This is a genomic window from Bradyrhizobium sp. 142 (genome assembly GCF_023074015.1).
Taxonomy (GTDB): domain Bacteria; phylum Pseudomonadota; class Alphaproteobacteria; order Rhizobiales; family Xanthobacteraceae; genus Bradyrhizobium.
The window spans coordinates 29,442-54,959 of sequence record NZ_JADPKQ010000448.1 but is presented as its reverse complement, the minus strand read 5'-3'; the positions used below and the strand labels follow the sequence as shown (position 1 = coordinate 54,959).

Here is a 25,518-nt window from a genome sequence, read left to right as displayed (position 1 = left end):
GAACGAAAAGACGTTCTTCTGGTTCGGTTGCGTGATCGATCCGGTGGCAACCGCGCCAATCGTCAGCGCTTGAGTCGTATCCGCGATCTTGTAAGGCGTGAAGCTGTAGCCGAACGGGCTCGAGGAGTACACGTAACCCGCAAGGGCCAAGGTGTAACTGCCGCTCATCGCAAGCGTCGAAAGGTCGAGATCATCGATCGTATTGGTCGCGGCGACCAGCTTGCCGAACGGATCGAAAAGCCGCCATTGGGCCGCATACGGGTTCGAGCCGGTATAATCGATGTAGAAGTGATCGCCGGCGGTAACGTCGAGCTTGTACAGCACGATGTCGTTGCCCGCCGTCAGGGTGTTGTTCACGGCAGTGCCCGACGTCAGCGCGGTGGCTGAGGCAAGATCGCTCAACTTGAATGTATAGCTGCCGGTGGACGACCCCGAGCCCGAGACGCGGAGTTGATAGGTGCCCGGCGCCGGCAGGTTGATCAGCGACAAATTGTCGAAGGAGAAACCCGTCGAAGATACTTCTTCGCCACGGGGACCGGTCAAGGTCCACACGATGCTCGAGGTGTAGGTCAGGCTCTTGAAGATCAACTGCCTCGGATCGGCAACGGTGAATGTGTAGTCGTTGACCTGTCCGGCGGTTGCAATGGTGCCGCTGGTGATGGCACCAAGCGTCAGGCTCGTGCCCGTCAAAGGCGCGGGATCGGTATGGCCGAGGAAGCTGGAGAAGAAGGTGTAACTCAAGGCTCCGCCGGCGGTAATCGGGCCTTCCATCAGCAATGTGTAAGTGCCGGACAGCGGCAGCGCGATGGTGGAGGTGACGGTATCGAACGGACGTGAGAAGATCACTTTGCCGAAGGGGTCGACCAGCCGCACCTGGGGCGTATCGCCCCCATTCAGCGCCTGGCGCACGAAGCTGATGCTGTCACCGGCCGAGGCGCTAAGCTTGTAGATGTTGGTATCGCGGCCCGAGGACAGCGTGCCGGAAACCGGCACGCCTAGCGAAAGGCTCGTCGCGGTGGAAAGGTCCAGCAGTCGGAAACTGTAGCTCGGCAGGGCGTCGCCCGACGCCTTGACCGATATCGTATAGCTGCCGGCTATAAGGCTTAGAACCGGATTGCCATTGCCGATGCTCACCCCGCCGGCATCGGACTGGGTGAACAAAGCGGCGTTCACTTCGATGCCGCGCGGACCGGTCAAGGTCCAATTGACGGTATTGAGGGCGGTGAGACTGTCGAAATAATAAAGGCCGGACGAGCCGGCCGTGAAACTATAGGTCTGCGTCTGCCCAGGTTGGGAGATCGCTCCGACGACGGTACTGCCGACGGTCAAGGCGTTCGCGCCATTGACGACGCGGTCGGCAGCAAGGCTGTAATTGACGGGGACGGCGTTGGCCAGGATGCCCTCGATGCCGAGCGTATAGCGGCCGGTCAAAGGCAGCGACACCAGGTCCATGTCGTTCGAATTGTTGGCTACTTCCGCGCCAAAAGCATTCCACAGACGGAATCCCCAGCCACCCGAGGCAGGCAGGAGGCGATCGAAATAGAAATGGTCGCCGGCGGATGCATTGAACGAATAGAACGCCGTCGAATTCCCCGGGGTCAGCGTTCCCGACACCGGGGTGTTGATCGCCAGCGGCGTCGCCATGGCCGGATCGGTCGACAACAGATCGACCAGCCGAAACGAGAATGCGCTGGTATGACCCAATACATTGAATACGCTCAGCGTGTAAGTGGCCGGCTGCTACGGCAACAGCGACGTCGCCGCTCTGGAAGTTCGTTGTCGTGCCGTAGAGCGTGTTGCCGCTGTTGAACGCGCTATTTGGGCCCGCCAGACCCCAGATGAACGAAGAGTCATTCGTCAGCGAGTCGAAATACAGCCTGGTGTCGCTCGCGACCGTGAACGTGAAGTCGTTGCGCTGACCGGGCTGCGTGGTGTTTCCGGTAACGGTCTGCCCTAGGGAAATTGCCGTGGACAGGTTGGTCGGTACGCCCGCGGTGAATTGATAGGACGTTGCGGCGGTATTCGAGATGTCGCCGTCGATGATCAACCTGTATCTGCCGGTAGCGGGCAGCGCGGTGAGTTGGTAACTCGGGAAGCTGCTGATTTGGCCGCTGCTCACGACGCGGTCGAAAGTGTCGAGCAGGAGCCAGTTGCCGGCGCCTCCCGTCAGGCTGAGCTTGTCCAGATAAAAGCGACCACCGGCGACCCCGTCGAACTGAAACGCCACGGCACCGTTCGGGACGTCGAGCGCCGCCGCGACCGCCTGCCCGCTCACCAGTGGCGTGGTCGTCGTGATATCGAGCAGCCTGAAACTGTAGCTCCCGATATCGTAATCGTATTGCGACTTCACGGTGGCCGTGTAAGTCCCAGCCGCCAGCGTGACCGGGGCCGAAGAACTGGTGCTGAAACCGCGCGAAAAAGCTTGTCCGAGAGGACCGGTGACGACGAGGCTGAGGTTGGAATTGCTTTTCAGGCTATCGAAATACAACGTCGTCGGGGCCGCGAGCGTGAAGGTGTAGTCGTTTTGCTGTCCGGCGGCTACGCTGCCGTCGACCCTGCTGCCAAGCGTGATCGGCGTCGTCTGGTTGATCACGCGCCGAACCATGAAGCTGTAGGACGGCGCCTGCGAATTGAAATAGCTGCCTTCGAGCAGCAGCGTGTAGGCGCCGGCAGCCATCGTCAGGGTGGTCTGGTCGTTGCGAGCGTCCTGCTGGAAGATCTGATGCCCGCTGGAATTGAAGAGTCGCCAGTTGCCGCCGCCGGAGAACGTCTGGGTGTCAAAGTAAAGGTGATCGCCGGCGGTGGCCGTGAACGAGTAAGCCCTGCTTCCGTTCGGCAAATCGAGCGTGCCGGAGACCAGGCTGTCGATGGTTAGCGGCGTCGCAGCGGCAAGGTCGAGCAGACGGAAGGCATAGTTGCCGGTCTGGCCGAATTCCGCGGCGAATGACAGGGTATAGTCGCCAGCCACGAGCTTGAAAACCGAGCCGTCCAGATAGCCGTACTGGGCTGTCGCTTCGACGCCGCGCGGACCCGTGAGCGACCATTTGACCTGCGTATTGGAGCTTGTCAGCAGGCTGTCAAAGTAGAGTTCGGTATCCTGCGCGAGATGGAACGCATACCGATCCACCTGCCCTCGCGCGATCCCACCGGTGACCTGGGCACCGATCGTCACGGAGGTGTTGACGTCGGCCGGGCGATAAACCGTGAAAGTACCGGTTGCCGTAGGGGTACCGTCGAACGCGAGTGTGTACGTCCCGCTGACCGGCATTGCCGGCACGTCCATGTCAGCCCCGTTGTTGAAATCGGCGGATGACACCTGCCGTCCGTAGGGGTCGTAAAGCAGCCACTTAACCGGACTATACAAACTATAGTTGAAGGTGGCGGCGTCGAAGTAGAAGTGATCTCCGGCCGTTGCGTTGAATCTGTACAGTGGGGTGGGCGTGTTGACGCCGCCCATGGTCACCGTGGTGGACTGGCCCAATGTGAGCGTCGGAGCTGACGCGAGATCGTCCAGCCGGAAGGAATACACCGCAGACGCCGGCGCGCCGGTCGTACTCAGCGTCAGCGTATAGGTGCCGGCGACCAGATCGACGATGCCATAAGGGTCGGTCGGGCTGTTGGCATAGGACGCGGACAACTGATACGGCGGCACCTCGATGCCGCGTGGACCCGCGAGCGACCACTGCACGCCGTTAGTATAGTTGACCACATCGAAATACAGGCTGGTCGCAGTGGCTAGCGTGAAGGTGTAGGTCTGCGTCGGCGTGGTCAGCGTTCCGCTGACGAGCGCGCCCAGCGTCAGCGCCGTGCCGGGTGCCGGGGCGGTGTCGGGTGTACCCTTGTCGATCTCGAAACTGACCACCGCGGGCGTCGTGGCCGACACCCGGCCTTCGATCGCCAGGGTATAAGTGCCCGCGCCGGGGGCGGATGCAATGGTCTGGCTGCCCGCACCGACGTCCGCCGCCCAAATCTGGCGCCCATAGCCGTCGAACAGCCGCCAATACGGCGTCTCCCCGCTGACACTCCGCGGATTGATGGTAATGTTGTCGAGGGCGCTGACGCCGAATTTGTAGAATTGCGTCGCATTCGCCGTGTCCAGCGTGGCCGTAATGGGTTGACCAAGCGCGACATTGCTGCCGGACGGCAGGCTCGACAACCGAAACCCAAAATCGCCGGTGTGATCACCGGTCCCGGACACATTCAGTCGATAGTCTCCTGCTACCAGGTTGAGCACGGAACCGGTTGTTCCCGCGGCGCCGGCATCCGATGCATTGAACGCCGTCGGCCCGCGCTCGACACCGCGGGGGCCCGTCAGGCTCCAGGTCAGGTTGGCGTCATCGCTCAGGGAATCGAAATAGACGGATGTCGGCGCCGCCAGCGTGAAGATGTAGGTGTCACGCTGACCGGGCTTCGCGATCGTTCCGCTCGTCGTTGCGTTCAGCGTCAGCGGCGCCTGGACGTCGTTCACGCTGGAGACCGAAAACGAATAATTTTCAGGCGTATCGTTGTTGGCCGCGCCCTCGATTGCGAGCGTGTACCTCCCGCCCAATGTCAGGGAAGCAAGGTCGCGATCGCCGAAGGCGCTGTAGGATATCTGGGTCCCGTTCTTGTCGAACAGCCGCCATGTGAGACTGCCATCGTCTCCTCCGCTGGTACGGTCGAGGAAAACGTGCTGACCCGGCGTGGCATCGAAGGAATAGAGGTTACTGGCAGACCCCGGAAACAATTGGCCGACGACCGGGCTATCGGTCTGGACCGGCATTGCATTGGCAAGATCCAGCAGATGAAACTGGTAGGATCCGGTCACATTGCCCACGCCGCTCACACTCAGCGTGTAGTCACCCGAAGCCAACGTCAACACGGGCGATGCCGTTGTGGTGTCCGTGGTGTTCAACGGCTGTGCGGTAACCTGCGTGCCGCTTGGCCCATTCAAGCTCCAGGTGAGCCCCGACACCGAAGTCTGACTATCGAAATAAACCGTCTGCGGCTTGTCGAGGGTGAATACGTAGAGATCGGTTTCTCCGGGAACATCGATCGCGCCCGCGACCGGATTCAGATCCGCCGAGAGCAGCAGCCGCTGCTCAAGTTCCTCGAGCACGATTCGTTGGGAGACTTCTGAATTTTCAGGTCTTGTGGGCTGATCGAGCGGAGTAGACGCCGAAGTTTTTTTGTGCCGCTTTTCACGCAACAATTTGCGGATAAGTTTTCGGGATCGGCCATGCATCGCAATGATTTCCAATCCACAAAAAACGCGTCACTTAAAATTAGGACTTAACAAACCATATGGAGCGGCACTCAGCAACCAATTATTTAAATTGCGTTAACGTGTCCGCGCAACCCGCAACCGGACGTTTTTTTAATCGCTGCGAGGCGTCACGTCTCGTGCTGTTGCCCGAGAAGCATGAAGGCGTCAGTCTGTTCGCGAGATGATTTGAGCGATAGGTCCGCGTCATAGATATCTGGTTTCGGGCGAACTGATATGTGAAGCTCGCCACAAACGGGATAAATAATCTGGATGCACTCGGCATCTCAAGCAAATGGATGGGATTTCGGTGGTGACTGGGCCGTCACCTTCGGCTTCGAACCAATCGCGTTGCCCCCATCTTATCGAATGATCGAGAATGATAGTGGAAGATTAATTCCCGGTGATGCCCGAGCGCCCCGAGAGCGCCTCAGCAAGTATCACAACGGCTCGAAAACAAGCTTAATTGCTGTTCTGACGCCGCTCTTTTACATAGTGTGTCGTCGACCTGGAGCGGGAACAACCGCCATGGTGAGCCATTTTATCTTCATGAAAGAGCTACTTTGCAAGAGCCGCTACTTTGTCGTCCGTTAAGAAGCCGAATTGAGCGGGGCCCGACAGGGCGCGCGTGCGCCAGAGCTGGATCAGGAACAGGCACAAGAGTTCTCTGAGCCAGGCGAGGATGCGGCGGAAGTTGTGGCCGACGGCTGAGAGGATGACGTTGGCCGCATCGCCGGCGCGGCCTTTGAGGTAGCAGCGGCCGAGGTGGCCATCGGTCTTCAGGTGTCCGATGATGGGTTCGATGGCGGAGCGGCGGCGCAGCTCGCGCTTGATGACACCGAAGACGCCGCGCTTCTGGCCAGAGATGAAGATTCGGCGGGGATTTTGTGCGTCGTGGCCGCGGTATCCCTTGTCGGCATAGGCCCGCTCGATCGCACAGCCGATGAGCGTCTCGGTGCGGTCGATGACATCCCGCAAGGTGTGACCGTCGTACGGGTTATCGGGCAGCGCCCTGGCGTGCAGCACGAACAGGCCACCGGGAGCACGGCGGTTGTTGGTGACGATAGAGGCTTTGACACCGATCTATGGACCACGCCCGCATTGCAAGAGGAATCGACAAAGGGATGAAGCGGTTTGCGCCACCTTGGATCTTCCTTTCCGGCCCTGTTTCTTATGCGGTGCGGCCCAAGAGGTTGGCGTCGTAGTCACGGCCCTTTGCGAGCACTCGCGGAGCGTGCAAGCTGGACTACAATTCGACTCTGAGGACCAACTCTCTCCCTGCCAATGGCGTACCGTCTCGCGCGCAAGAGGTTGCCGTGCCCCGGCGACCGGTACGAAGTTTGCTGGACACCAGCATAAGGGCGATTACGGAATCTACTGCAATCCGCATAACACGAAACAACTCGGCCCGACCCGCGGTCAGGGCTTGCCATTTGTGTGTTCCCGCGTGTTCGTAGCATCTTAGCTTCTCGACGTATCTCGCTGGCCGCTACGTTGACGACGGGGTCAGCGACCGAATGCTGCGTTACTGCGAAGCCGAATAACTGCTTGCGCCGCAACGGACCGGCTCTGGTTCGTTTCTTGAGCGTGAACTGATAGCCAAATACCTGGGCGGCGCGATCGAAGCGTCGATCATGGCGTCCCGTTTCGGGTCTGCTTCGAGGCTGTCTGCTTTAAGAGCGATTTCGGAGAATCTTCCCCGATTGCGCCTCGATCGCCTGCACGGCCACGCTCGCCACTTGCCGCAGTGCCTCGCGGTCCGCGCCTGAGGACGCCATCACGCCCATGCCGACGGCGACGGCGGAGACGTAGCGCGCGAGCGCTGCCGGATCCGACGCCGGCTTGAGATCGCCTTCTGCCTTGGCCCGGATGAAGCGGTCGCGGAGCTGATCTTCGTTCTGGCTGCGGCGTGCGGCGAGCTCGAACGGGACGTTTTCGGAGCCGGTGCCGCAGGCGATACCGCCTTGCACGAGCAGGCAACCGGGCGGATTGGCGGGATCGGTCTGCTTGTCGGCGATGCCCATCAGCATCCGCTCTGCGACGTCGCGGGCGGTCGCTGCGGCGACCACCTCGTCCATCCAGACGCCCCGCAGCTTGGTGTAGCGGTCGAGCGCGGCCTTCAGCAGGCCTTCCTTGTTGCCGAAGCAGGCATAAAGGCTCGGCGGGTTGATGCCCATGGCCTCGGTCAGCTGGGCAATGGTCGCGCCCTCATAGCCGTGGCGCCAAAACACTTCCATTGCCTGGTCCAACGCCGTCTCGGCGTCGAATTCCCGGGGGCGTCCCATGCCCATGTGCCTGTCCTCCTTGAGAATCGGCGTCGCGCCTCGCGCTAACGCCTGATCCTATCTATTTGTTCTAACTTTCTTTTCTCTGCCGTCTTCCACTTTTCGCATTCCGCGGCTAAGATTTTTCTACAGTGAAAGGTACATAGGTATCTTGCACTGCGGCATCCAGCTCCACATCTGTAGTGAACACTACATATCTGGAGCGCGCAAATGCCCCCCTCCCAAAATACCTCTCGCCCTGGCCGCGTCCGCCGTCTTCTCGGTGGTGTTGCCATTGTTGGCGCCCTCGCGGTCGCCGGTTCGATCGCAACCGGCCGCTACTTTCACGCGGCGCAGGCGACCGCGCCGGCCGCCGCCGCCGAGCAGGCTGTCTCCGTCACGGTCGCGATGATCGAGCCGCGGCAGGCCGTGCTGTGGGACGATTTCTCCGGCCGGCTAGAGGCCATCAACCGCGTCGAACTCCGCCCGCGCGTTGCCGGCGCGATCCTGTCGGCCAATTTCACCGAAGGCGCGCTGGTGAAGGCCGGTGACGTCCTGTTCAAGATCGATCCGGCGCCTTATGCGGCCGAGGTCGACAAGGCCAACGCCCAGCTCGAAGCCGCCAAGGCGCGCGTCGTCTTCACCCAGAGTGAACTCGAGCGCGGCGCACAGCTGGTCGGTAACGCCGTGGTGACCCGCCGCGACTACGATCAGCGCGAGAACGCGCATCGCGAGGCGATCGCCAACGTCAAGGCGGCGGAGGCGATGCTCCAGACCGCGAAACTCAATCTCGACTACACCGAGGTGCGCGCGCCGGTCGCCGGCCGGGTCGGCAAGATCGAAATCACTGTCGGCAATCTCGTCGCCGCGGGCACCGCCTCTCCGGTCCTGACCTCGCTAGTGTCGGTCAATCCGATCTACGCATCGTTCGATGCGGATGAGGAGGTCGTGCTGCGGGCGCTGAACTCGATCGCGGACGCCTCGGGCAAGCGCGGCAATCTCGACCAGATCCCGGTGGAGATGGCGACCTCCGGCGGACTTTCGGCCAAGGGCCACATCCAGCTCATCGACAACCAGGTCAACGGCCAGAGCGGAACAATTCGTGTCCGCGCGGTATTCCGGAACGAGGACGGGCGTCTCATTCCCGGTCAGTTCGCCCGCGTGCGCATGGGCCAGCCGAAGCAGCAAACGCTGGTGATGATCGACGAGCGCGCGATCGGCACCGACCAGGACAAGAAGTTCGTCATGGGGGTCGGCGACGACAGCCGCGCGGTCTACCGGCCGGTTACGCTCGGCGGCTCCGTCGCTGGGCTGCGCATCGTGACGGCGGGGCTGAAGCCCGGCGACCGCATCATCGTCAATGGCCTGCAGCGCGTGCGTCCGGGCGCCCTCCTCAAGACCGAGGTTGCGGCGATGGGGGCACGCGAGCCGCAGCAGGCCTCCAACCACAGCAACCAGGACGTCGTGCAGCGCTAGTTGCGTCGTTCCGGGACGTGCGCTTGGCACGAGCTATGGTGCGCGCTTGCGCACCTGAGACTCTCGAAGTTTGAAAACTCCGAGCACATCGCCTCTGGCTTTCCGGGTTCGCGCGCCTCGCTCGCGTCCCGGAACGACGGCGGAGTGATCGGAGACTCGCAAGAAATTGCGCAGGGGCAAAGCTATGAATCTCTCAAAATTCTTCATCGACCGTCCGATTTTTGCCGGCGTCCTGTCGGTCCTGATCTTCCTCGCCGGCCTGATCTCGCTGTTCGCGATGCCGATCTCGGAATATCCGGACGTGGTGCCGCCGTCGGTGCTGGTGCGCGCGACCTATCCCGGCGCTAATCCCAAGGTGATCGCGGAAACGGTGGCGATGCCGATCGAGGAGCAGATCAACGGCGTCGAGAACATGCTCTACATGTCGAGCCAGGCGACCACCGACGGCGCAATGACGTTGACGGTGACATTCCGGCTCGGCACCGATCCCGACAAGGCGACGCAGCTGGTGCAGAACCGCGTGCAGCAGGCCGAACCGCGCCTCCCCGCGGTGGTGCGCCAGCTCGGCATCATCACCAAGAAGTCGTCGCCCGACCTCACCATGGTCGTGCATCTGCTGTCGCCGAACAACCGCTACGACATGACGTATTTGCGCAATTACGCAGTGCTCAACGTCAAGGACCGGCTGGCGCGGATCGACGGCGTCGGCGACGTCCAGCTCTACGGCGCCGGCGACTATTCGATGCGGGTGTGGGTCGATCCGCAGAAGGCCGCCGAGCATGGGCTGACCGCAAGCGACATCGTCAAGGCGATCCAGGCGCAGAACGTCGAGGCCGCCGCCGGCGTGGTCGGCTCCTCCCCGAACGTCGAGGGCATCGACCTGCAACTCTCCGTCAATGCGGAAGGCCGGCTCGCGAACGAGGAGCAGTTCGGCGACATCGTAGTCAAGGCCGGAACGCGCGGCGAAGTGGTGCGGCTGCGCGACGTCGCGCGCATCGAGCTCGGCGCCTCTCAATACGGCCTGCGCTCGCTGCTCGACAACAAGCAGGCGGTGGCGATCCCGATCTTCCAGGCGCCGGGCTCCAACGCGCTCCAGATCTCCGACCACGTCCGCGCCACTATGGCCGAGATCAAGAAGAACATGCCGGAGGGCGTTTCCTACCAGATCGTCTACGACCCCACCCAGTTCGTACGCTCCTCGATCGAGGCGGTGATCCACACGCTGCTGGAAGCGATCGCGCTGGTGGTGCTGGTCGTCATTCTGTTCCTCCAGACCTGGCGCGCCTCCATCATTCCGCTACTGGCGGTGCCGGTATCGATCGTCGGCACCTTTGCAGTGATGCACATGTTCGGCTTCTCCATCAACGCGCTCAGCCTGTTCGGCCTCGTCCTTGCGATCGGCATCGTCGTCGACGACGCCATCGTCGTGGTCGAGAACGTCGAACGCAACATCGAGGCCGGACTGTCGCCGCGCGATGCCACCTACCAGGCGATGCGCGAGGTTTCCGGCCCGATCATCGCGATCGCGATGGTGCTGATCGCCGTGTTCGTGCCACTCGCCTTCATCTCCGGCCTCACCGGGCAGTTCTACAAGCAGTTCGCGCTGACGATCGCGATCTCGACCGTGATCTCGGCCGTCAACTCGCTGACGCTGTCGCCCGCACTTTCGGCATTGCTGCTCAAGGGCCACAACGAGCCAAAGGACACGCTGACCCTGATCCTCGAAAAGGCGTTCGGCTGGTTCTTCCGCGGCTTCAACCGCGTTTTCACCCGTTCCTCGGAGAATTACAGCGGCACCGTCACCAAGGTGATCTCGGGCAAGGCCGCCGTGATGGGGCTTTACGTGGTCCTGGTCGGCCTCACCGCTCTCCTTTTCCAGCAGGTGCCGAGCGGGTTCGTGCCGGGCCAGGACAAGCAATATCTGGTCGGCTTCTCGCGGCTGCCTGATGGCGCAACGCTGGACCGCACCGAAGAGGTGATCCGCAAGATGAGCGACATCGCGCTGACGCAGCCGGGTGTCGAGAGCTCGGTCGCGTTTCCGGGCCTGTCGATCTCAGGCTTCACCAACTCCTCCAACGCCGGCATCGTGTTCTCGACGCTGAAACCGTTCGACGAACGCAAGAGCCCGGCCCTGAGCGGCAATGCAATCGCGGCCGATCTCAACAAGAAATATTCCGGGATCCAGGAAGCCTTCATTGCCATGTTCCCACCGCCGCCCGTCAATGGTCTCGGCACCATCGGCGGCTTCAAGCTCCAGATCGAGGACCGCGCCGGTCTCGGCTATGAGGCACTGAACGAGGCGACGAAAGCGTTCATGGCGGCGATGCAGAAGGCGCCGGAGATCGCCGGCGTGTTCTCGAGCTTCCAGGTCAACGTTCCCCAGCTCTTCGCCGACATCGACCGAACCAAGGCGCTTCAGCTCGGGGTGCCCGTGACGGAAGTGTTCAACACGCTGCAGATCTACCTCGGCTCCTACTACGTCAACGACTTCAACAAATTCGGCCGCACCTACTCGGTCTATGTCCAGGCGGATGCGCCGTTCCGTGCACGTGCCGACGACATCAGGCAGTTGAAGGTGCGCTCGTCATCCGGCGACATGGTGCCGCTGTCGGCGCTGCTCAATATCCGCCAGAGCGCGGGTCCCGAGCGCGCGATCCGCTACAACGGCTTCCTGTCGTCGGATATCAATGCGGCGGCTGCGCCAGGCTACTCCTCCGGTCAGGCGCAGGAAGTCGCGACGCGGATTGCTGCCGAAGTGTTGCCGACCGGCTTCGCCTTCGAATGGACCGACCTGACCTATCAGGAGTTCATCGCCGGCAATTCCGGGCTCTGGGTGTTCCCGCTGGCGATCCTGCTGGTGTTCCTGGTGCTGGCAGCGCTCTATGAGAGCCTGACCCTGCCGCTCTCCATCCTCATGATCGTGCCGATGGGACTGCTGGCAGCGATGTTCGGCGTCTGGATCTCGAAAGGCGACAATAACGTCTTCACACAGATCGGACTTATCGTTCTCGTGGGACTCTCTGCCAAGAATGCGATCCTGATCGTCGAATTCGCGCGCGAGCTCGAATTTACGGGCCGCACGCCGATCCGGGCCGCGATCGAGGCGAGCCGGCTGCGGCTGCGCCCGATTCTGATGACGTCGATGGCGTTCATCATGGGCGTGCTGCCGCTGGTGCTCTCGACCGGCGCCGGCTCCGAGATGCGCCGCGCCATGGGCGTGGCGGTGTTCTCCGGGATGATCGGCGTCACAGTATTCGGCCTGTTCCTGACGCCGGTGTTCTATGTGCTGCTCCGCACCATCACCGGCATGAAGCCGCTGACGCATCACGGCAGCGACACTAGCGCGGCGCCGGTTCAAGGCCTTGGGCATTAGCCGTGTGCACTAGCCTTGTGCATTAAACCAAGGAAATGCCTGACAACAGAAGAACGAGCGCGGTCTTGCGAAGGACCGTCTCGTTGGCGTTGTGAAAGGCGATCACACCAAGCGCGGAGCCGACGGGCAGGCTGATCTCGAAATCGACGAAGACGTCGACGAGAGGTCCTGATGTCCTCACCGCGCTTTACTTCCGGTTCTCCTCACAAAACTTCAGCGCTGCCAGCGCTTCGCCGGCGCGCGGTATCTGCATCTCGATGCTGTCGTCGTCATCGTCCTCGAAATCGAGCGTGAGGCGCTTGGCCTTCGACAGGCGGTCCATGATCGACTGATCGTACTCGAAGATGCCGCGCACGGTGGTCTTGTCCATGACCTCCCACTTCGCCTTCTTCATGATCTCGACGTCATCGGTGCCGACATCGCCCTTCAGGATCTCGCCGACCTTGTCCCACTCCCAGCCGTCATAGATCATCACGATCACAATGGCTTTGTCGGAATAGGTGATGACGACGACATAGTCGCGGTTCTCGTCATCCTTGTAGCCGCGGCTGGCGTTGCAGTGCGTATCCTGGGTGCGCTTCTCGATGGTCCAGTCGCCGACCTTGGACTGTTGCGCGAGCGACGGCCCGGCGCTCGCGACGCCTGCGAACAGCAAAGCGGCGAGAAGGATTCGTTTCATGTCAGCCTCCAGGGTTCCCCGACCGAAGATGACCACCTCTCCCGGCAGGCGGCAAGGGCTTCACGAGGCGCGCCAGTCGGCAGGTAGCCCTACCCTCGCCGCGGCACGATCGCGATCGGGGTGAAGGTGTGAACCTCCTCGTCGTTCTGGTTGAACATCGTCCATTTCACCAGGGCGATGCCCTGCGGCTTCGACTTCGACGGCGTCAGGCTCATAACCTCGCCTTCGAGGTGGAGGCAGTCGTTGGGCCGGACCGGAATGGTCCAACGCAGGCCGTCGACGCCCGCGCCGATCAGCGGATGCGGGCCGAAGGGACGGGCCTGGATTGCGAGATTCATGGCGATCGCCGCGGTGTGCCATCCCGACGCCGCGAGGCCCTTGAACGGGGTGCCTTGGGCAGCCTCGTGATCGAGATGCATCGGCTGCGGGTCGAACTCGGCGGCAAAGCGCTCTCGGTGACGTGAATCTCGGGAGACCTAAAACGCATTCCGACGGTGAGATCGTCGAACCATTCCACCTGAGCCACTATTGTGCCTCGCGATAAAATATACCGCCCGGCCGGAGGCGCGAGGCTAAAGGGTTTGACTAAGGAATGTACGGCGTTCGCTGGACACAAACTAGCCTAGGTTCCCCACGAAACCCCTTTCCAGGTGCGACGAAACACACCTGAAACAGATGGCCAGTTATCTAGTTGTCAAAATCAGACAGGGACGGCCACCATGCAATTCTTGCTCGACCTCATCTGGGATTATTCCTGCTGCCAACATCTCGTCGCCCATCCGCTGCCGGAGGACGAGCTATGATCGAACTTATCTCGGCCCTGCTCGCCCTTTGCAGCATCGGCGTCTTTGCAGCGCATGCCGTGGATGCCTACCGCACCACGCATTTCTGACCGGCCGGCGCCGGCGGCGCTGATCTAGAACGGCCGCCGGTAGAAATGCTCCGAATGCGTTGCCGCCGGAAACCGGTTGGCGAGCGCCAGCGCGCCCCTCTCGTCCGTCTCGAGCGCGATCTTCTGCGCCAGCATCACGTCGCCTGGCGCGAGGAAGCCTGACGGGACAAAGCACCAGCCCATCGTCGCAACCCCGGCATCGTCGATTTCGTGAACATTGGCGGCGGTGCCGTAGTGGATGCGATACCGCTTGCCGGTATCGCAGCCGATCACGTCGAAATACCGGTGCTGCTCGAACTGGGTACGCTGGGCTGGCGACAGCCATTCGGACAACAGCCGGCGGCCGCGGGCATCCGGCGTGTTCTCGCCGAAAAAGCGCCGGTAAAGCCCGCGCAGCGCGTGCAAGCGCGCTCGCGCCGGTGCGCGAAACCAAACTGCCGCGATCATGAGCAGCTCAGATCAACCGCCAACCAGGCGGGGATAGAACAGCGTTTCATGTGCGGTTGGGTCGAACGACCGGATACGGGTGACTTCGCCAGGCCCGGTTCGCAAAGCGGCGGTAAAGCCGGCTCCGGTCAGCTCCCGAAAACGCTGTTCGGCCCGCGCCAGCGCTTCGGCATTGTCCGGATCAAACTCGTGGCGCGTGTCGCCGGTCTGGTCCATCACGATCTGGGTAGCCATATTGAGTCTCCTCATGCCCAGCCCTGCCCTGATCAAGCAATCCTCATGCCGACGGTTCCAGACGGCAACAACTTTCTCGCGTACGGCGGTCACACCTTGCGGAGCTAATCACCTCGACGCCGCCGCCTCTCCGCCTTCGTCGATCTGCCGCCCCATCAGCGCAATCGCCTTCTGATAAACGCCGGCGGCATTCCAGGCCTCGATCGCGGCGAAATTTGGCTCGCCCGGCTGGTAACCGGCTCCCGCGCGCCAGCCATGGGCCTTGAGGAAATTCGCAGTCGAACTCAGCGCGTTGGCAGCGACCTCGAGGTTGCCGGTGCCGTAGGCCAGGATGTTCTTGGGCATGAACTGGGTCTGGCCGACCTCGCCATGCATGGAGCCGCGGGTTGCCCCGGACAGCGTGCCGCGGTCGATCAGCTTCAGCGCGGCATACAGCTGGTCGGCGAAGAATTCGGGGCGGCGGCAGTCATAGGCGAGCGTCGCGATCGACGACAGCATGTTCTGGTTGCCGCGCTGGCTGCCGAATCCGGTCTCCATGCCCCAGATCGCGATCAGCGGCCCCGGCGGCACGCCATAGCGCTGCTGGATCGAGGCGAACAGGGCGGCCTGCGACTGCTTCAGGGAGCGGCCACGGGCGACGATGGTGGTGGCGCCGCGCTTGGCCAGGAACTGGTCGAGCGACAGCGAAAAGCTGCGTTGGCTCCGGTCGGCCGCAATGGTGGCGCTGGCGTAATTGGCCTGCATCAGCGCCGCGAGTGCGGTTGGGCCAATGCCTTTGGTCTGTGCCTCCGCACTGAACTCGCGCTTCCAGCCTTCGAACCCGGCCGGCGAGCTGCCGCATTGCGCGGCCTCGGCGGGGGACGCCAGGCAACCAAGCAGCGCCATTGCGCCAAGAATCGCGCCAAAAACCGCCGCCGCAACAGCCCTGCCCCTGATCATACCCGCTATCTCCGTCCCGTACCGTTCGGTACCGCAATCCTACCCGCTGGAAGGCGCCGACTCTATGGCCTGATCATAGGACAATTCGAGGCCTTCCAGATTGCCCTGCTTCCGCCATTTCTCAAGCAGCCGCAGGAACGCCACCGGCCCGCGCCAATATTGACTGTTTCTTGCCGCGATCGGATCGAACACGCCCCCATTGTTGTAGTAACCCGGCGTGCATTCAGCGAGATAGGTCTGGCGGCCGAGCGCCGCCTTGACGACCTCGTCGACCCAGGCGTTCTCGGCGGCTAGTGTCGGCTCCAGCGCCCGGGCGCCGCGCTTGCGCGCTTCTGCGATGACATAGGCGATGTGCCGAGACTGTTCGTCGATGACGTGCGGGAAATTTGCGCTCTGGCCGGCCTGCACCATGACGATGAGGAAGCAGTTCGGGAATCCGCGACTGTAGAACCCGTGCAGTGTCTTGACGCCCTCGCGCCAGCGTTCTGACAGGCTCATGCCGTCCCGGCCGTAGACCTCGAATCCCATCCGGCGGGCGTAGTCCGTGCCGACCTCGAAGCCACTGGCATAGATCAGGCAGTCGAGCTCGTAGGCCTTGCCGTCGACGACGACGGCGTTCTCGGTGATGCGCTCGACGCCTTGCCCCTTGGTGTCGACGAGATGCACGTTGGCGCGATTGAACGTATCGAGATATTCGTCGTGGAAGCACGGCCGCTTGCAGAACGCCTTGTACCAGGGCTTTAGCGCCGAAGCAGTCGTTTCATCTTTCACGATGGCATCGACGCGGGCGCGGATCTCTTCCATCTTGCGATAGTCGGCCTGCTCGATGACCTTCAACGCCTCATCCATCGAGGTCACCGGCTGCGGCTGCCGACGCGGCGCGAGCAGTATCTCGCCGAGCAAGCCGGTCCAGCCGTCCTGCACCAGATCCTGTTCGAACGGCTCACCCGAGATCACCGCGGTGAAATTGTCCATGCGCTCGCGCTGCCAGCCTGGCTTGAGGTTCTGCGCCCAGGACTGATCTGTTGGCCGGTCATCGCGCACGCCGATCGCCGATGGGGTGCGCTGGAAGACGTAGAGCTCTTTCGAAGAGCGGCCGAGATGCGGCACGCATTGCACGGCGGTGGCGCCGGTGCCGATGATGCCGACGCGCTTGTCGGCAAGGCCGGCGAGACCGCCTTCGGCGTTGCCGCCGGTGTAGGCGTAGTCCCAGCGGCTGGTATGGAAGCTGTGGCCCTTGAAGCTTTCGATGCCGGGAATACCCGGCAGCTTCGGCCGGCTCAGCGGACCGCCTGCGAGAACGACGAAGCGCGCGCGTATGCGATCGCCGCGGTCGGTCTCGACCAGCCAGCGCCCCTCGCTCTCCTGCCATTCCATACGCGAGATGACGGTCTGAAACAGCGCGCGGTCGTAGAGACCGAAGTGACGCCCGATGCGGCGCGAGTGCTCGTAGATCTCCGGCGCGCGCGCATATTTGCGCACCGGCATGTAGCCGGTCGCCTCCAGCAGCGGCAGATAGATGTAGCTCTCGGTATCGCAGGCAGCACCGGGATAGCGATTCCAGTACCAGGTGCCGCCGAAGTCGGCAGCCTTCTCGACGATGCGAAAATCATCGATGCCGGCCTCGCGCAGACGCGCGCCGCACAGAAGGCCACCGAAGCCGCCGCCGACGACGAGCACTTCGGTCCGTTCGCTGACGGCGTCGCGTGCAAATCCGGGATCGGTCCAGGGATCGTCGAGATAGCGGCTGAAGTTGCCGCTGGCCTCGACATATTGCGCCTTGCCTTCAGCACGCAGCCGGCGATCCCGCTCGTCGCGGTAACGCGCACGCAGTGAGGCGAGGTCGATCGTAGAGGCGCCGGCTGCGCCGGTCTTGTGTTTTTCCGCTGACATTCATCTCCTCCACGGCGGACGCCGTTTCGCCGGCAGCTCACATCAGTTAGCCCCGAAAAAGCGACGCATGCAATCGCGTCCGCCGCTTTTTGCGTGAACGTCGCGTGACGTTCCGCTACCCTGGCTTCAAATCACAAGCGTACGCCATGCAACGACATGGCGATCCGGAGGAAACGATGCAGGGATTGATGATGGACATGCCGCTCCTGATCAGCGGCCTGATCCAGTACGCCGCCGACTATCACGGCGAAGCGGAGATCGTCGCGCGCGAGATCGAGGGCGATATCCACCGCTACACCTATGCCGATGCGCATCCGCGCATCAAGCGCATGGCGCGGGCCTTGCAGCGGCTCGGCATGAAGGCGGGCGACCGCGTCGGCACGCTCGCCTGGAATACCCACCGCCATTTCGAGATGTTCTATGCGGCACCGGGAATGGGCTATGTGCTGCACACCGTCAATCCGAGGCTGTTTCCCGAGCAACTCGTCTACATCATCAACCACGCCGAAGACCGACTCCTGTTCGTCGACCGCGCCACGCTGCCGATCGTCGAGGCGATCGCGCCGCAGCTCAAGACGATCAAGGGGTATATCGTGATGTCCTCGCGCGAGCGGATGCCGGAGACCAGGCTTGCGAACGCGCATTGCTACGAAGAGCTTCTGGAACAAGAGAGCGATGCCGATTTCGCCTGGCCGCTGTTCGACGAAAAGTCCGCGTCCACCATCTGCTACACATCGGGGACCACAGGCAATCCCAAGGGGGTGATCTATTCGCACCGCGCCGCGATCCTGCAGACCATGACCTGCTGCAATTTCGATTTCCTGCCGGGACATGTCGAGGGCGTACGCGAGGTGATGATGCCGATGGCGCCGCTATTCCACGGCAACGGCTGGAACATGCCGTTCACCGCGCCCTACACCGGCTCCAAGCTGGTGCTGCCCGGCCGCAACTACGAGCCGGAGAAGCTTTACGAACTGCTCGAGGGCGAGAAGGTGACGCTGTCGGCGGGCGTGCCGAGCTTCTGGCTGATTCTGCTCGACTGGCTCGGTCGCACCGGCAACAAATTCTCGACCCTGAGGGCGACATTGTCGTCGGGCTCGGCGCCGCCGCGCGCGATGATCGAGAAACTGAAGCGCGACTACGATATTGACTACATCCAGGCCTGGGGCATGACCGAGGCCCTGGGCTGCTCGATGCCGGGCTTGCGGCCCGGATCGGAGAATCTCAGCGACAAGGAGAAATTCGACCGGCGGCAGGTGTCGGGCCGCGCCTGTTTCGGCACGAGTTTGCGCATCGTCGATGACGGCGGCAACGAGCTGCCGCGCGATGGCAAGACGGTAGGTCATCTGCGCGCCCGTGGTCCCTGGGTCGCCTCCGGCTACATGAAGCTGGACGAAGGTCTCGACAGCGACGGCTGGCTGATCACCGGTGACATGGCCATGATCGACGCCCAAGGTCATGTGACATTGACCGATCGCTCCAAGGACGTGATCAAGTCCGGCGGCGAATGGATCTCCTCGATCCAGCTCGAAGACGTCGCGCTGTCGCATCCCGACGTGCTGCAAGCCGCCGTCGTCGCCATCGCACACGAGAAGTGGCAGGAGAGGCCGCTCCTGCTCGTCGTCCGCAGGAAGGGAGCAACCATCGACGGCAAGACGCTGCTCGACCACATGCGCCCGAAAATTGCAAGCTGGTGGATGCCTGATGCCGTCGAATTCCTCGACGAATTCCCGATGACCGGCACCGGCAAGGTGCTCAAATCGGCCCTGCGTGACAAGTTCAGGGAGTACCGCGTCGCATAGCCGGCGCACGATCTCGCAACGCCCCATTGCCGTGCGCGGTCTTCATCTTTTGGTAGATTCGGGAGCGATATATCGAGACCTCGCTAAACCCTGAATCGAGGACATCATGGCGTTTTCCGGATTGGGCATGCATCTCGGCAACCTTTCGCGCCTGTCGAATGCGCAGACACGCTCGATCAGCCCCGAGAATTTCACTGGTGAGAAGGGCAAAGGCGGCATGTCCGTCGATGGGCCCGCGGCGCGTCAGGCCCGTGATCTCGGGCAGGGCTGGAAGATCTCGCCCTACGTCGTCATCGAACCCGGCGCGACGTTCAGCCTTGCTGACATCGTCGGCCAAGGCGCGATCCAGCAGATCTGGATGACGCTCGCACGGGGGCGCCTGCGCCATTCGATTCTGCGCGTCTATTGGGACGATCAAACGCTGCCAAGCGTGGAATGCCCGGCCGGCGATTTCTTTGCCTGCGGATGGGAGGAGTTTGCGCAAGTCTCCTCGCTCGCGGTCTGCGTCAATCCCGGCCGCGCCTTCAACTGCTACTGGGAAATGCCGTTCCGCAAGCGCGCACGTTTCACATTGGAGAACCGCAGCGAGGAGCCGCTGACCGTCTACTACCAGATCAATTATACGCTGACCGAGGTGCTAGAGGACTGCGCCTATTTCCATGCCCAGTTCCGGCGCACCAACCCGCTGCCCTCCAAGGAGGGTTACACCGTCCTCGATGGCGTAACGGGCCGCGGCCATTATGTCGGCACCTATATGGCCTGGGGCGTCAACAACAATGGCTGGTGGGGCGAAGGCGAGATCAAATTCTTCATCGACGGGGACGGCGAATTTCCGACCATCTGCGGCACCGGCACCGAGGACTATTTCTGCGGCGCCTATAATTTCGATCCCTATGTCGCCCATTCCGGCCAAGGCCCGGTGCAGCAATCGCGCTACCAGGAATTCACCACGCCCTATGCCGGCCTGCCGCAGGTGATCCGACCCGACGGCGTCTATAAGTCGCAGCAGCGCTTCGGCATGTATCGCTGGCATATCCCGGACCCCGTGCGCTTTCAATCCGATCTGCGCGTGACCATCCAGGCGCTGGGGTGGCTGCCCGGCACCAAGGAGGCGAAGTATCTTCCTTTGCAGGATGACATCGCCTCGGTCGCGTTCTGGTACCAAACGCTGCCGACGCCGCCTTTCCCAAAGTTGCCCGGCCCGGACTATCTCGAGATCGGCTAGACGCTGCCGCCGCCTCTCGATCAAGGAGACGAGGTCCACAGAAACCAGATCGCGCGGCTGGAGCTGAAGAAATATTCGAACGCTTAGAACACTGCGCTCGCCGAGAGCACAGTGCCGTCTTCCCTTCTACCCCTGTGGGAGAAGGTGGCGCGCGTAAGCGCGCCGGATGAGGGGTCTGCATCCGCGGAGACAGATCCTTCACCCGAGTAAATGCCTATCCACCAGCGGAGTTGCCCTCTCCCACAAAGGAAGAGGGCGCAACAATGCGCACCGCGATCGCTTCGGCTCCTCGGCAAGCAATCGCAGCCAGCGCCTCGGCGCCTTCGCCTCAGTTCACCAGATACACATCGGGATCGAAGCTCGAGCTTGGCTTCCTGAAGGCATTGCGCAGGGACGGCGACATCGGGACGTTGTAGTTCAGGCCGTTCGGCGGCGTTGGCGATTGCAGCCACTTCTTGTAGAGGACCTCGATATCAGGGCTCGCATAGAGTTCCGCCGTGGCGCGATCGGCGAGCGCCTTGAACGCCGCATCCTCCCTGCGCAGCATGATCCCGTACGGCTCGGGCTTGGAGAAGGTCTCCTGGCTGGTCATGAAGAGCTGTGGTTCCTTCGATCGCGCAATCGCCACCGCAAGCTGGACGTCGTCGAGCGCGTAGGCCTGAGCGCGGTCGGTCTCCAGCAACAGGAAGGCCTCGGCCTGGTCCTTGGCCGGCATCACATTGATACCGAGATTGCGCTCGGTGTTGACCTTGGCGAGTTGGGTCAGGTTGACCGATCCCGCCACTGCCGTGACCGATTTGCCCTTGAGATCGTCGATGGTGTTGATCTTTGCGGCCGTCTTGGCCGCAAACCTCGTCGCGCTGAGGAAATGCGTGTTGGTGAAGGCGACCTGCTTCTGGCGGTCGGCGTTGTTGGTGGTTGCCGAGCAATGCAGGTCGAGCGTGCCGTTGACCATCAGCGGGATGCGGTTCGACGACGTCACCGCGGTATAGTCGATGGTGATGTCAGGCATCCCGAGCTGCTTCTTCACAGCGTCCACGATCTTGAGGCAAATATCCAGCGCAAAGCCGACCGGCTTCTGGTTTCCATCCAGATAGCTGAAGGGAACGGACGCCTCCTGATAGCCCAGCGTGATCTTCTTCGTCTCCTTGACCTTATGAAGCGTGCCCGACAGGTCTTCGGCTGAAGCTGCGCCCGCAAGGCATGTGACGGCCAGAACTACAGAGAGTAAACGCATCAAGGGCTCCTGGAGGGGATGATCGACTGCAACTGCACGCCGGGCGCAGCCACATCGGTGATAGCGCAGGCGCTCGCCCGCTGCCAGACGAGTTTTCGTCTATCAGACATCGTGACTTTCAATGACCGTCAATTCGTCCCTGCCGAAGCGCGCAGCCTTTAAGCTGTTCGATCGACGAAATTCGCTTTACGCTTCGATGCCGCGCCGCACCAGAATGCGCTCCGCGCTGTCGTTCCAGACGTCCATCTTCGTGATCTTGCCGTTCCTCACCACGAAGCGATCGACATAGCGATTGCCTTCGAATGCGGTCCCATCCTTCCACTCGCCGTACAACGTGCCGACGCTGTAGACGATGGTCTCGCCGTTACCTGGACAGACGTCAAACCGATCCATCTTCTTCTTGACCCAGCGGTAACGCATCGCATTGAAGGAGGTGGGGCCCCGCGGATGATCGAACTCACGCCCACCCGTGAACGTGATGATCGTGCCCGGCGCCATAAAGGCCGCCGCGGCGTCGGGATCTGGAATCATCGACGCCGTAAGATAGGCTTCCACGATCTGCGCGTCCGACAAGGACGTGCTTTCGCTTTTCACGGCAATGGACATGGCTATATCTCCCGCGGAATCTGCGAAATACTATCTCCCGCCTTGGGGAATGCGTGCATATATTTTGATCAGTTTCCACACTCCATTGCCGCCCAAGCCGAGGTGCCGAACGCAGCAAGCTGCTATAGGGTACGCTCCGCAAGATCCAGCACCATGATCGCACACACCGCCTTCGATCTTATCTTCCGTAACGCCCTGTTGCGATCATCCGCCGCACCCGTCGATGTCGGCGTGAAGGACGGCCGCATCGCTGCGATCGAACCAAGGCTCGCCTGCGAGGCTGTCGAAGTCGATATCGGCGGCCGGCTGGCCCTGCCCGGCTTCGTAGACAGCCATATCCATCTCGACAAGGCCTGCCTGCTCGGCCGCTGCGGGCACAATCTCGGCAGCGTCTCGGAAGCCATCCGCGCCGTCGCCGGGATGAAGCGGGATTTCACCGTCGAGGACGTCTACACACGCGGCGCCAAAGTACTTGAACGTGCCATCGTGCATGGCACGACACGTATGCGCACCCATGTCGAGATCGATCCGCGCATCGGCTTGCGCGGCTTCGAGGGGGTCAAGGCGCTCAAGCGCGACTACGCCTGGGCGATCGACCTGTCGCTCTGCGTCTTCCCGCAGGAAGGCCTGACCAACGATCCCGGAGCTGAGGAGCTGCTGGTCCAGGCGCTGCGCGACGGCGGCCAAACGATCGGCGGCTGTCCCTACACGGACACCGATCCGAACGCCCATCTCGCGCGTGTCTTCGATCTTGCACAAGAATTCGACGTCGACGTCGATCTGCATCTCGATTTCGATCTCGATCCGTCCTGGTGGCACCTCGACGAGGTTTGCCGGCAGACCGAGCGCCGAAACTATCAGGGGCGCGTCGCGATCGGCCATGCCACGAAACTTTCGGCGTTGCCACCGGAGCGGCTGAAGGCCGCCACCGCACAGCTGGCGAAGGCCGGCGTTGCCGTCACGGTGCTGCCCGCAACCGATCTTTATCTGATGGGACGCGAAGCCACCCACAACGCGCCGCGCGGGCTGACTCTTGCCCACAAGCTCGTCGATAACGGCGTGCTCTGCTCGGTCGCTACCAACAACGTGCTCAATCCCTTCACGCCGTTCGGAGATGCCTCGCTGCTGCGCATGGCGAATTTCTACGCCAATGTCGCGCATGCATCGATCAGCGATTTCGACACCTGCCTCGACCTCGTGACCGAGCTGCCGGCGCGGCTGATGAACTTGAAAGACTACGGGATCGAGGTCGGAAAGCCCGCCGATCTCATCGTGCTCGACACACACGACAGCCGCTTCGCCATCGCGGAGCTGCCTGAAATCCTGATGGGGTTCAAGAGCGGCCGGAAGACCTTCGAGCGACATCAAGCCGCGCTGTTTCCGCCGTCCGAGTCAGGTAAGGTGCGGGTCGTCATCCCTCTCGCTTGATCTTGGCCAGGATGCGGTCCGCCTCGGTGCGCCAATCGGCACTGCGGGCAAACTCCTTTGTTCCCTTGGCGCCGAACAGACCTTCGTCGGCGAGGTCGGCCACCCAGGCCTGCCGTTCGGCCGTGCCTTGCGCGGACCACGGCGTCAGCCCCGCCTCGCGAACGGTCTCCGCGACCTCGCGCACCTCGTCGGCACGGCGGCGGCCGTGCTCAATCACGCGCTGGAAGAAATAGGCGCCCTGCTTCTCCCAGTCGATCGTGGGAAAGGTTTCTGCGAGAGAGGCCAATACCGCGTCCTCGACGCCGTACGCACGCGCGGTGGTGAAGCTTTCAATGACCATGGCCTCTAGGCCCTTGATCATGACGCTGCGGCACATCTTCACCGCGGATGATACGCCAAGCTGGTCGCTGGCAACCTTGGCCGAAAAACCGATCGCATTAAGAAGCGGCTCGAGCTCCCGCGCGCCGGGACCGCCGAGCAGCAGCGGCACCTTGATGCGATAGGGCGGCACAGACGTCATCACCGCCCCCTCGACATAACGTCCGCCGGCATCGTCGACCAGCACGGCGGCGCGTTGCTTGGCGCCGGGAGAGGCCGAGTTGAAATCGAGGAACCACGTGCCCTGGTTGATCGCCGCGGCGCAGGCCTCTGCCACCGGCACGGCCTGACTGGCAGTGACGGCGGAGACGACAAAATCGGATTTCGCGGTGAGCTCGGCATGAGACGCCGCCAGCGCCACGTCGAACTTCGCCGCATGATCCCTTAGCGGCGCGCCCTGCTCGCCACTGAGCTTGATGTCATAGGCTGCGACCTTGATGTCCTGCTGCCGCAGATCCTCGGCCAAGATCCTGCCGACCTCGCCATAGCCGACCAATCCTATCCGCCATCGCCTGGGATCCGACATCAGTTCAGTCCTCGTGTGGTCTCGTCAAAAAGCTCGTCGACCTCGAAGCGGCGCGAAATCAGCGCCTGTTGGAAGGCGTAGTCGACGATCAGCTCCAGTGGTTTCCTGTTGGCTTCGATGCCGAACGGCACGAGGTCGGGCGTTGCCGTGGGCCCTGCCTGCATCTTGTTCTGCTTGAGAAGATCATAAACATCTGCGACCACGTCGGGATACGATTTCGCGAGTTGCTCGGTCACGACCACGAGATGGTTGACGGGGACGACGCCGCGGCGGGCGTACCATCTCGCCGCCTCCGCAGCCGAATCGGGAAACAACGGTTTCAGGCGCGCATCGTTCGAGGTCTCGCCAAGGACGGCGTCGAGCTCACCGTCGATCAGCATTTGCAGGATCTTGCTGTCCTTCGGCGCGCGCTCGGTGGTGTCGACATATTCGGCGACATGCGGATCCTCGAACGTGACCCAGCGGATGTTGTCGAGATTGACGCCGTAGTCGTTGGCGAGGATGCCCCTGATCCAGGCGCCGGTCGTCGTCGTGAACGAACGGATGCCAACGCGCTTGCCTTCCAGGTCCCCCGGCCCGAGCGCTCCGCGCGCGGGATTATACAGCGCGTAAGCATGCTGGAAGCGGCCGAGCATGGTCGCCGGCAGCAGCACCAGCGGCTTGCCGTGCGCCTTCGCCATCAGATAAGTGACGATCGCCATCTCACAGACGTCGAACGCCTGCTCACGTACCATCGGCTTGAACGCGGTGTTGGTCGGCGTGTACTCGATGAATTCGAGATCGAAAAGGTCGGAGCGGAGCTCGCCGCGCTTCACCGCCTGGACATGCGGGTGATTGCCGAGCACGGCCCAAAGCTTGAGACGATCCATCGGCTTGC

The 25,518-nt window shown here is 62.3% G+C and carries 17 protein-coding genes and 2 pseudogenes; 5 read left to right on the top strand and 14 right to left on the bottom strand.

Annotated features, from left to right (window positions below):
* Nucleotides 1-1,267: 1,267 nt before the first annotated feature.
* From IVA82_RS41205 to IVA82_RS41195, 3 genes and pseudogenes are all read right to left on the bottom strand, one after another.
* Entirely contained in the window at nt 1,268-5,239 is a 3,972-nt protein-coding gene (locus tag IVA82_RS41205; protein WP_247386051.1) for an LEPR-XLL domain-containing protein, read from the bottom strand.
* A gap of 561 nt (nt 5,240-5,800) precedes the next feature.
* Nucleotides 5,801-6,322, bottom strand: a pseudogene (locus tag IVA82_RS41200) (IS5/IS1182 family transposase); the annotation flags it as partial.
* A gap of 593 nt (nt 6,323-6,915) precedes the next feature.
* Nucleotides 6,916-7,533 carry a TetR/AcrR family transcriptional regulator gene (locus IVA82_RS41195; protein WP_247386049.1) on the bottom strand — a complete coding sequence of 206 codons (618 nt, stop codon included), beginning with the start codon at nt 7,531-7,533 and terminating at the stop codon, nt 6,916-6,918.
* Between the two features lie 204 nt (nt 7,534-7,737).
* Here IVA82_RS41195 and IVA82_RS41190 point away from each other — a divergent pair, with 204 nt between their 5' ends.
* Entirely contained in the window at nt 7,738-8,982 is a 1,245-nt protein-coding gene (locus IVA82_RS41190) for an efflux RND transporter periplasmic adaptor subunit (protein WP_247386048.1), read from the top strand.
* A gap of 184 nt (nt 8,983-9,166) precedes the next feature.
* Nucleotides 9,167-12,355: a multidrug efflux RND transporter permease subunit gene (locus IVA82_RS41185; RefSeq protein ID WP_247386046.1), complete on the top strand. Its 3,189-nt coding sequence runs from the start codon at nt 9,167-9,169 to the stop codon at nt 12,353-12,355.
* Between the two features lie 22 nt (nt 12,356-12,377).
* On the opposite strand, the gene IVA82_RS41180 is transcribed toward IVA82_RS41185, so the two are convergent.
* The 7 genes and pseudogenes from IVA82_RS41180 to IVA82_RS41150 all read right to left on the bottom strand — a co-directional run bounded on the left by IVA82_RS41180 (nt 12,378) and on the right by IVA82_RS41150 (nt 17,439).
* Nucleotides 12,378-12,536, bottom strand: a complete 159-nt coding sequence (locus tag IVA82_RS41180; protein ID WP_247386045.1) for a hypothetical protein — start codon at nt 12,534-12,536, stop codon at nt 12,378-12,380.
* Nucleotides 12,537-12,542: 6 nt separating this feature from the next.
* The gene (locus tag IVA82_RS41175) at nt 12,543-13,034 is read right to left on the bottom strand and encodes a hypothetical protein (RefSeq protein ID WP_247386042.1); all 492 of its coding nucleotides are present in this window, start codon (nt 13,032-13,034) and stop codon (nt 12,543-12,545) included.
* 89 nt (nt 13,035-13,123) lie between these two features.
* Nucleotides 13,124-13,560 (bottom strand): annotated as a pseudogene (locus IVA82_RS41170) (MaoC family dehydratase).
* A gap of 390 nt (nt 13,561-13,950) precedes the next feature.
* Nucleotides 13,951-14,373 carry a hypothetical protein gene (locus IVA82_RS41165; protein WP_148741210.1) on the bottom strand — a complete coding sequence of 141 codons (423 nt, stop codon included), beginning with the start codon at nt 14,371-14,373 and terminating at the stop codon, nt 13,951-13,953.
* A gap of 12 nt (nt 14,374-14,385) precedes the next feature.
* On the bottom strand, nt 14,386-14,607 hold the full coding sequence (locus tag IVA82_RS41160; RefSeq protein ID WP_148741211.1) for a hypothetical protein: 222 nt from the start codon (nt 14,605-14,607) through the stop codon (nt 14,386-14,388).
* 108 nt (nt 14,608-14,715) lie between these two features.
* On the bottom strand, nt 14,716-15,546 hold the full coding sequence (locus tag IVA82_RS41155; RefSeq protein WP_247386041.1) for a lytic murein transglycosylase: 831 nt from the start codon (nt 15,544-15,546) through the stop codon (nt 14,716-14,718).
* A gap of 39 nt (nt 15,547-15,585) precedes the next feature.
* Entirely contained in the window at nt 15,586-17,439 is a 1,854-nt protein-coding gene (locus IVA82_RS41150; RefSeq protein ID WP_247386039.1) for an NAD(P)/FAD-dependent oxidoreductase, read from the bottom strand.
* 176 nt (nt 17,440-17,615) lie between these two features.
* On the opposite strand from IVA82_RS41150, the gene IVA82_RS41145 reads away from it, so the two are divergent.
* A complete protein-coding gene (locus IVA82_RS41145; protein WP_247386038.1) occupies nt 17,616-19,241 on the top strand; it encodes a long-chain fatty acid--CoA ligase in 1,626 nt (541 codons plus the stop codon).
* A gap of 106 nt (nt 19,242-19,347) precedes the next feature.
* On the top strand, nt 19,348-20,466 hold the full coding sequence (locus IVA82_RS41140; RefSeq protein WP_247386036.1) for a glycoside hydrolase family 172 protein: 1,119 nt from the start codon (nt 19,348-19,350) through the stop codon (nt 20,464-20,466).
* A 328-nt stretch (nt 20,467-20,794) separates the two neighbouring features.
* Here IVA82_RS41140 and IVA82_RS41135 read toward each other — a convergent pair whose 3' ends face one another.
* Both IVA82_RS41135 and IVA82_RS41130 read right to left on the bottom strand, forming a co-directional pair.
* Nucleotides 20,795-21,703 (bottom strand): amino acid ABC transporter substrate-binding protein, encoded by a 909-nt coding sequence (locus IVA82_RS41135; protein ID WP_247386034.1) that lies wholly within the window; start codon nt 21,701-21,703, stop codon nt 20,795-20,797.
* 186 nt (nt 21,704-21,889) lie between these two features.
* The gene (locus IVA82_RS41130; protein WP_247386033.1) at nt 21,890-22,309 is read right to left on the bottom strand and encodes a nuclear transport factor 2 family protein; all 420 of its coding nucleotides are present in this window, start codon (nt 22,307-22,309) and stop codon (nt 21,890-21,892) included.
* A gap of 153 nt (nt 22,310-22,462) precedes the next feature.
* Here IVA82_RS41130 and IVA82_RS41125 point away from each other — a divergent pair, with 153 nt between their 5' ends.
* Nucleotides 22,463-23,737 (top strand): amidohydrolase family protein, encoded by a 1,275-nt coding sequence (locus IVA82_RS41125; RefSeq protein ID WP_247386030.1) that lies wholly within the window; start codon nt 22,463-22,465, stop codon nt 23,735-23,737.
* Here the strand turns inward: IVA82_RS41125 and IVA82_RS41120 are convergent.
* Together IVA82_RS41120 and IVA82_RS41115 are read right to left on the bottom strand one after the other, a co-directional pair.
* Complete coding sequence (locus IVA82_RS41120) at nt 23,721-24,644, bottom strand: NAD(P)-dependent oxidoreductase (protein ID WP_247386062.1); 924 nt, start codon at nt 24,642-24,644, stop codon at nt 23,721-23,723. The genes IVA82_RS41125 and IVA82_RS41120 overlap by 17 nt on opposite strands.
* Nucleotides 24,641-25,510 carry a hypothetical protein gene (locus IVA82_RS41115; RefSeq protein WP_247386028.1) on the bottom strand — a complete coding sequence of 290 codons (870 nt, stop codon included), beginning with the start codon at nt 25,508-25,510 and terminating at the stop codon, nt 24,641-24,643. Before IVA82_RS41115 ends, IVA82_RS41120 begins: the two co-directional genes overlap by 4 nt.
* Between the last annotated feature and the right edge of the window lie 8 nt (nt 25,511-25,518).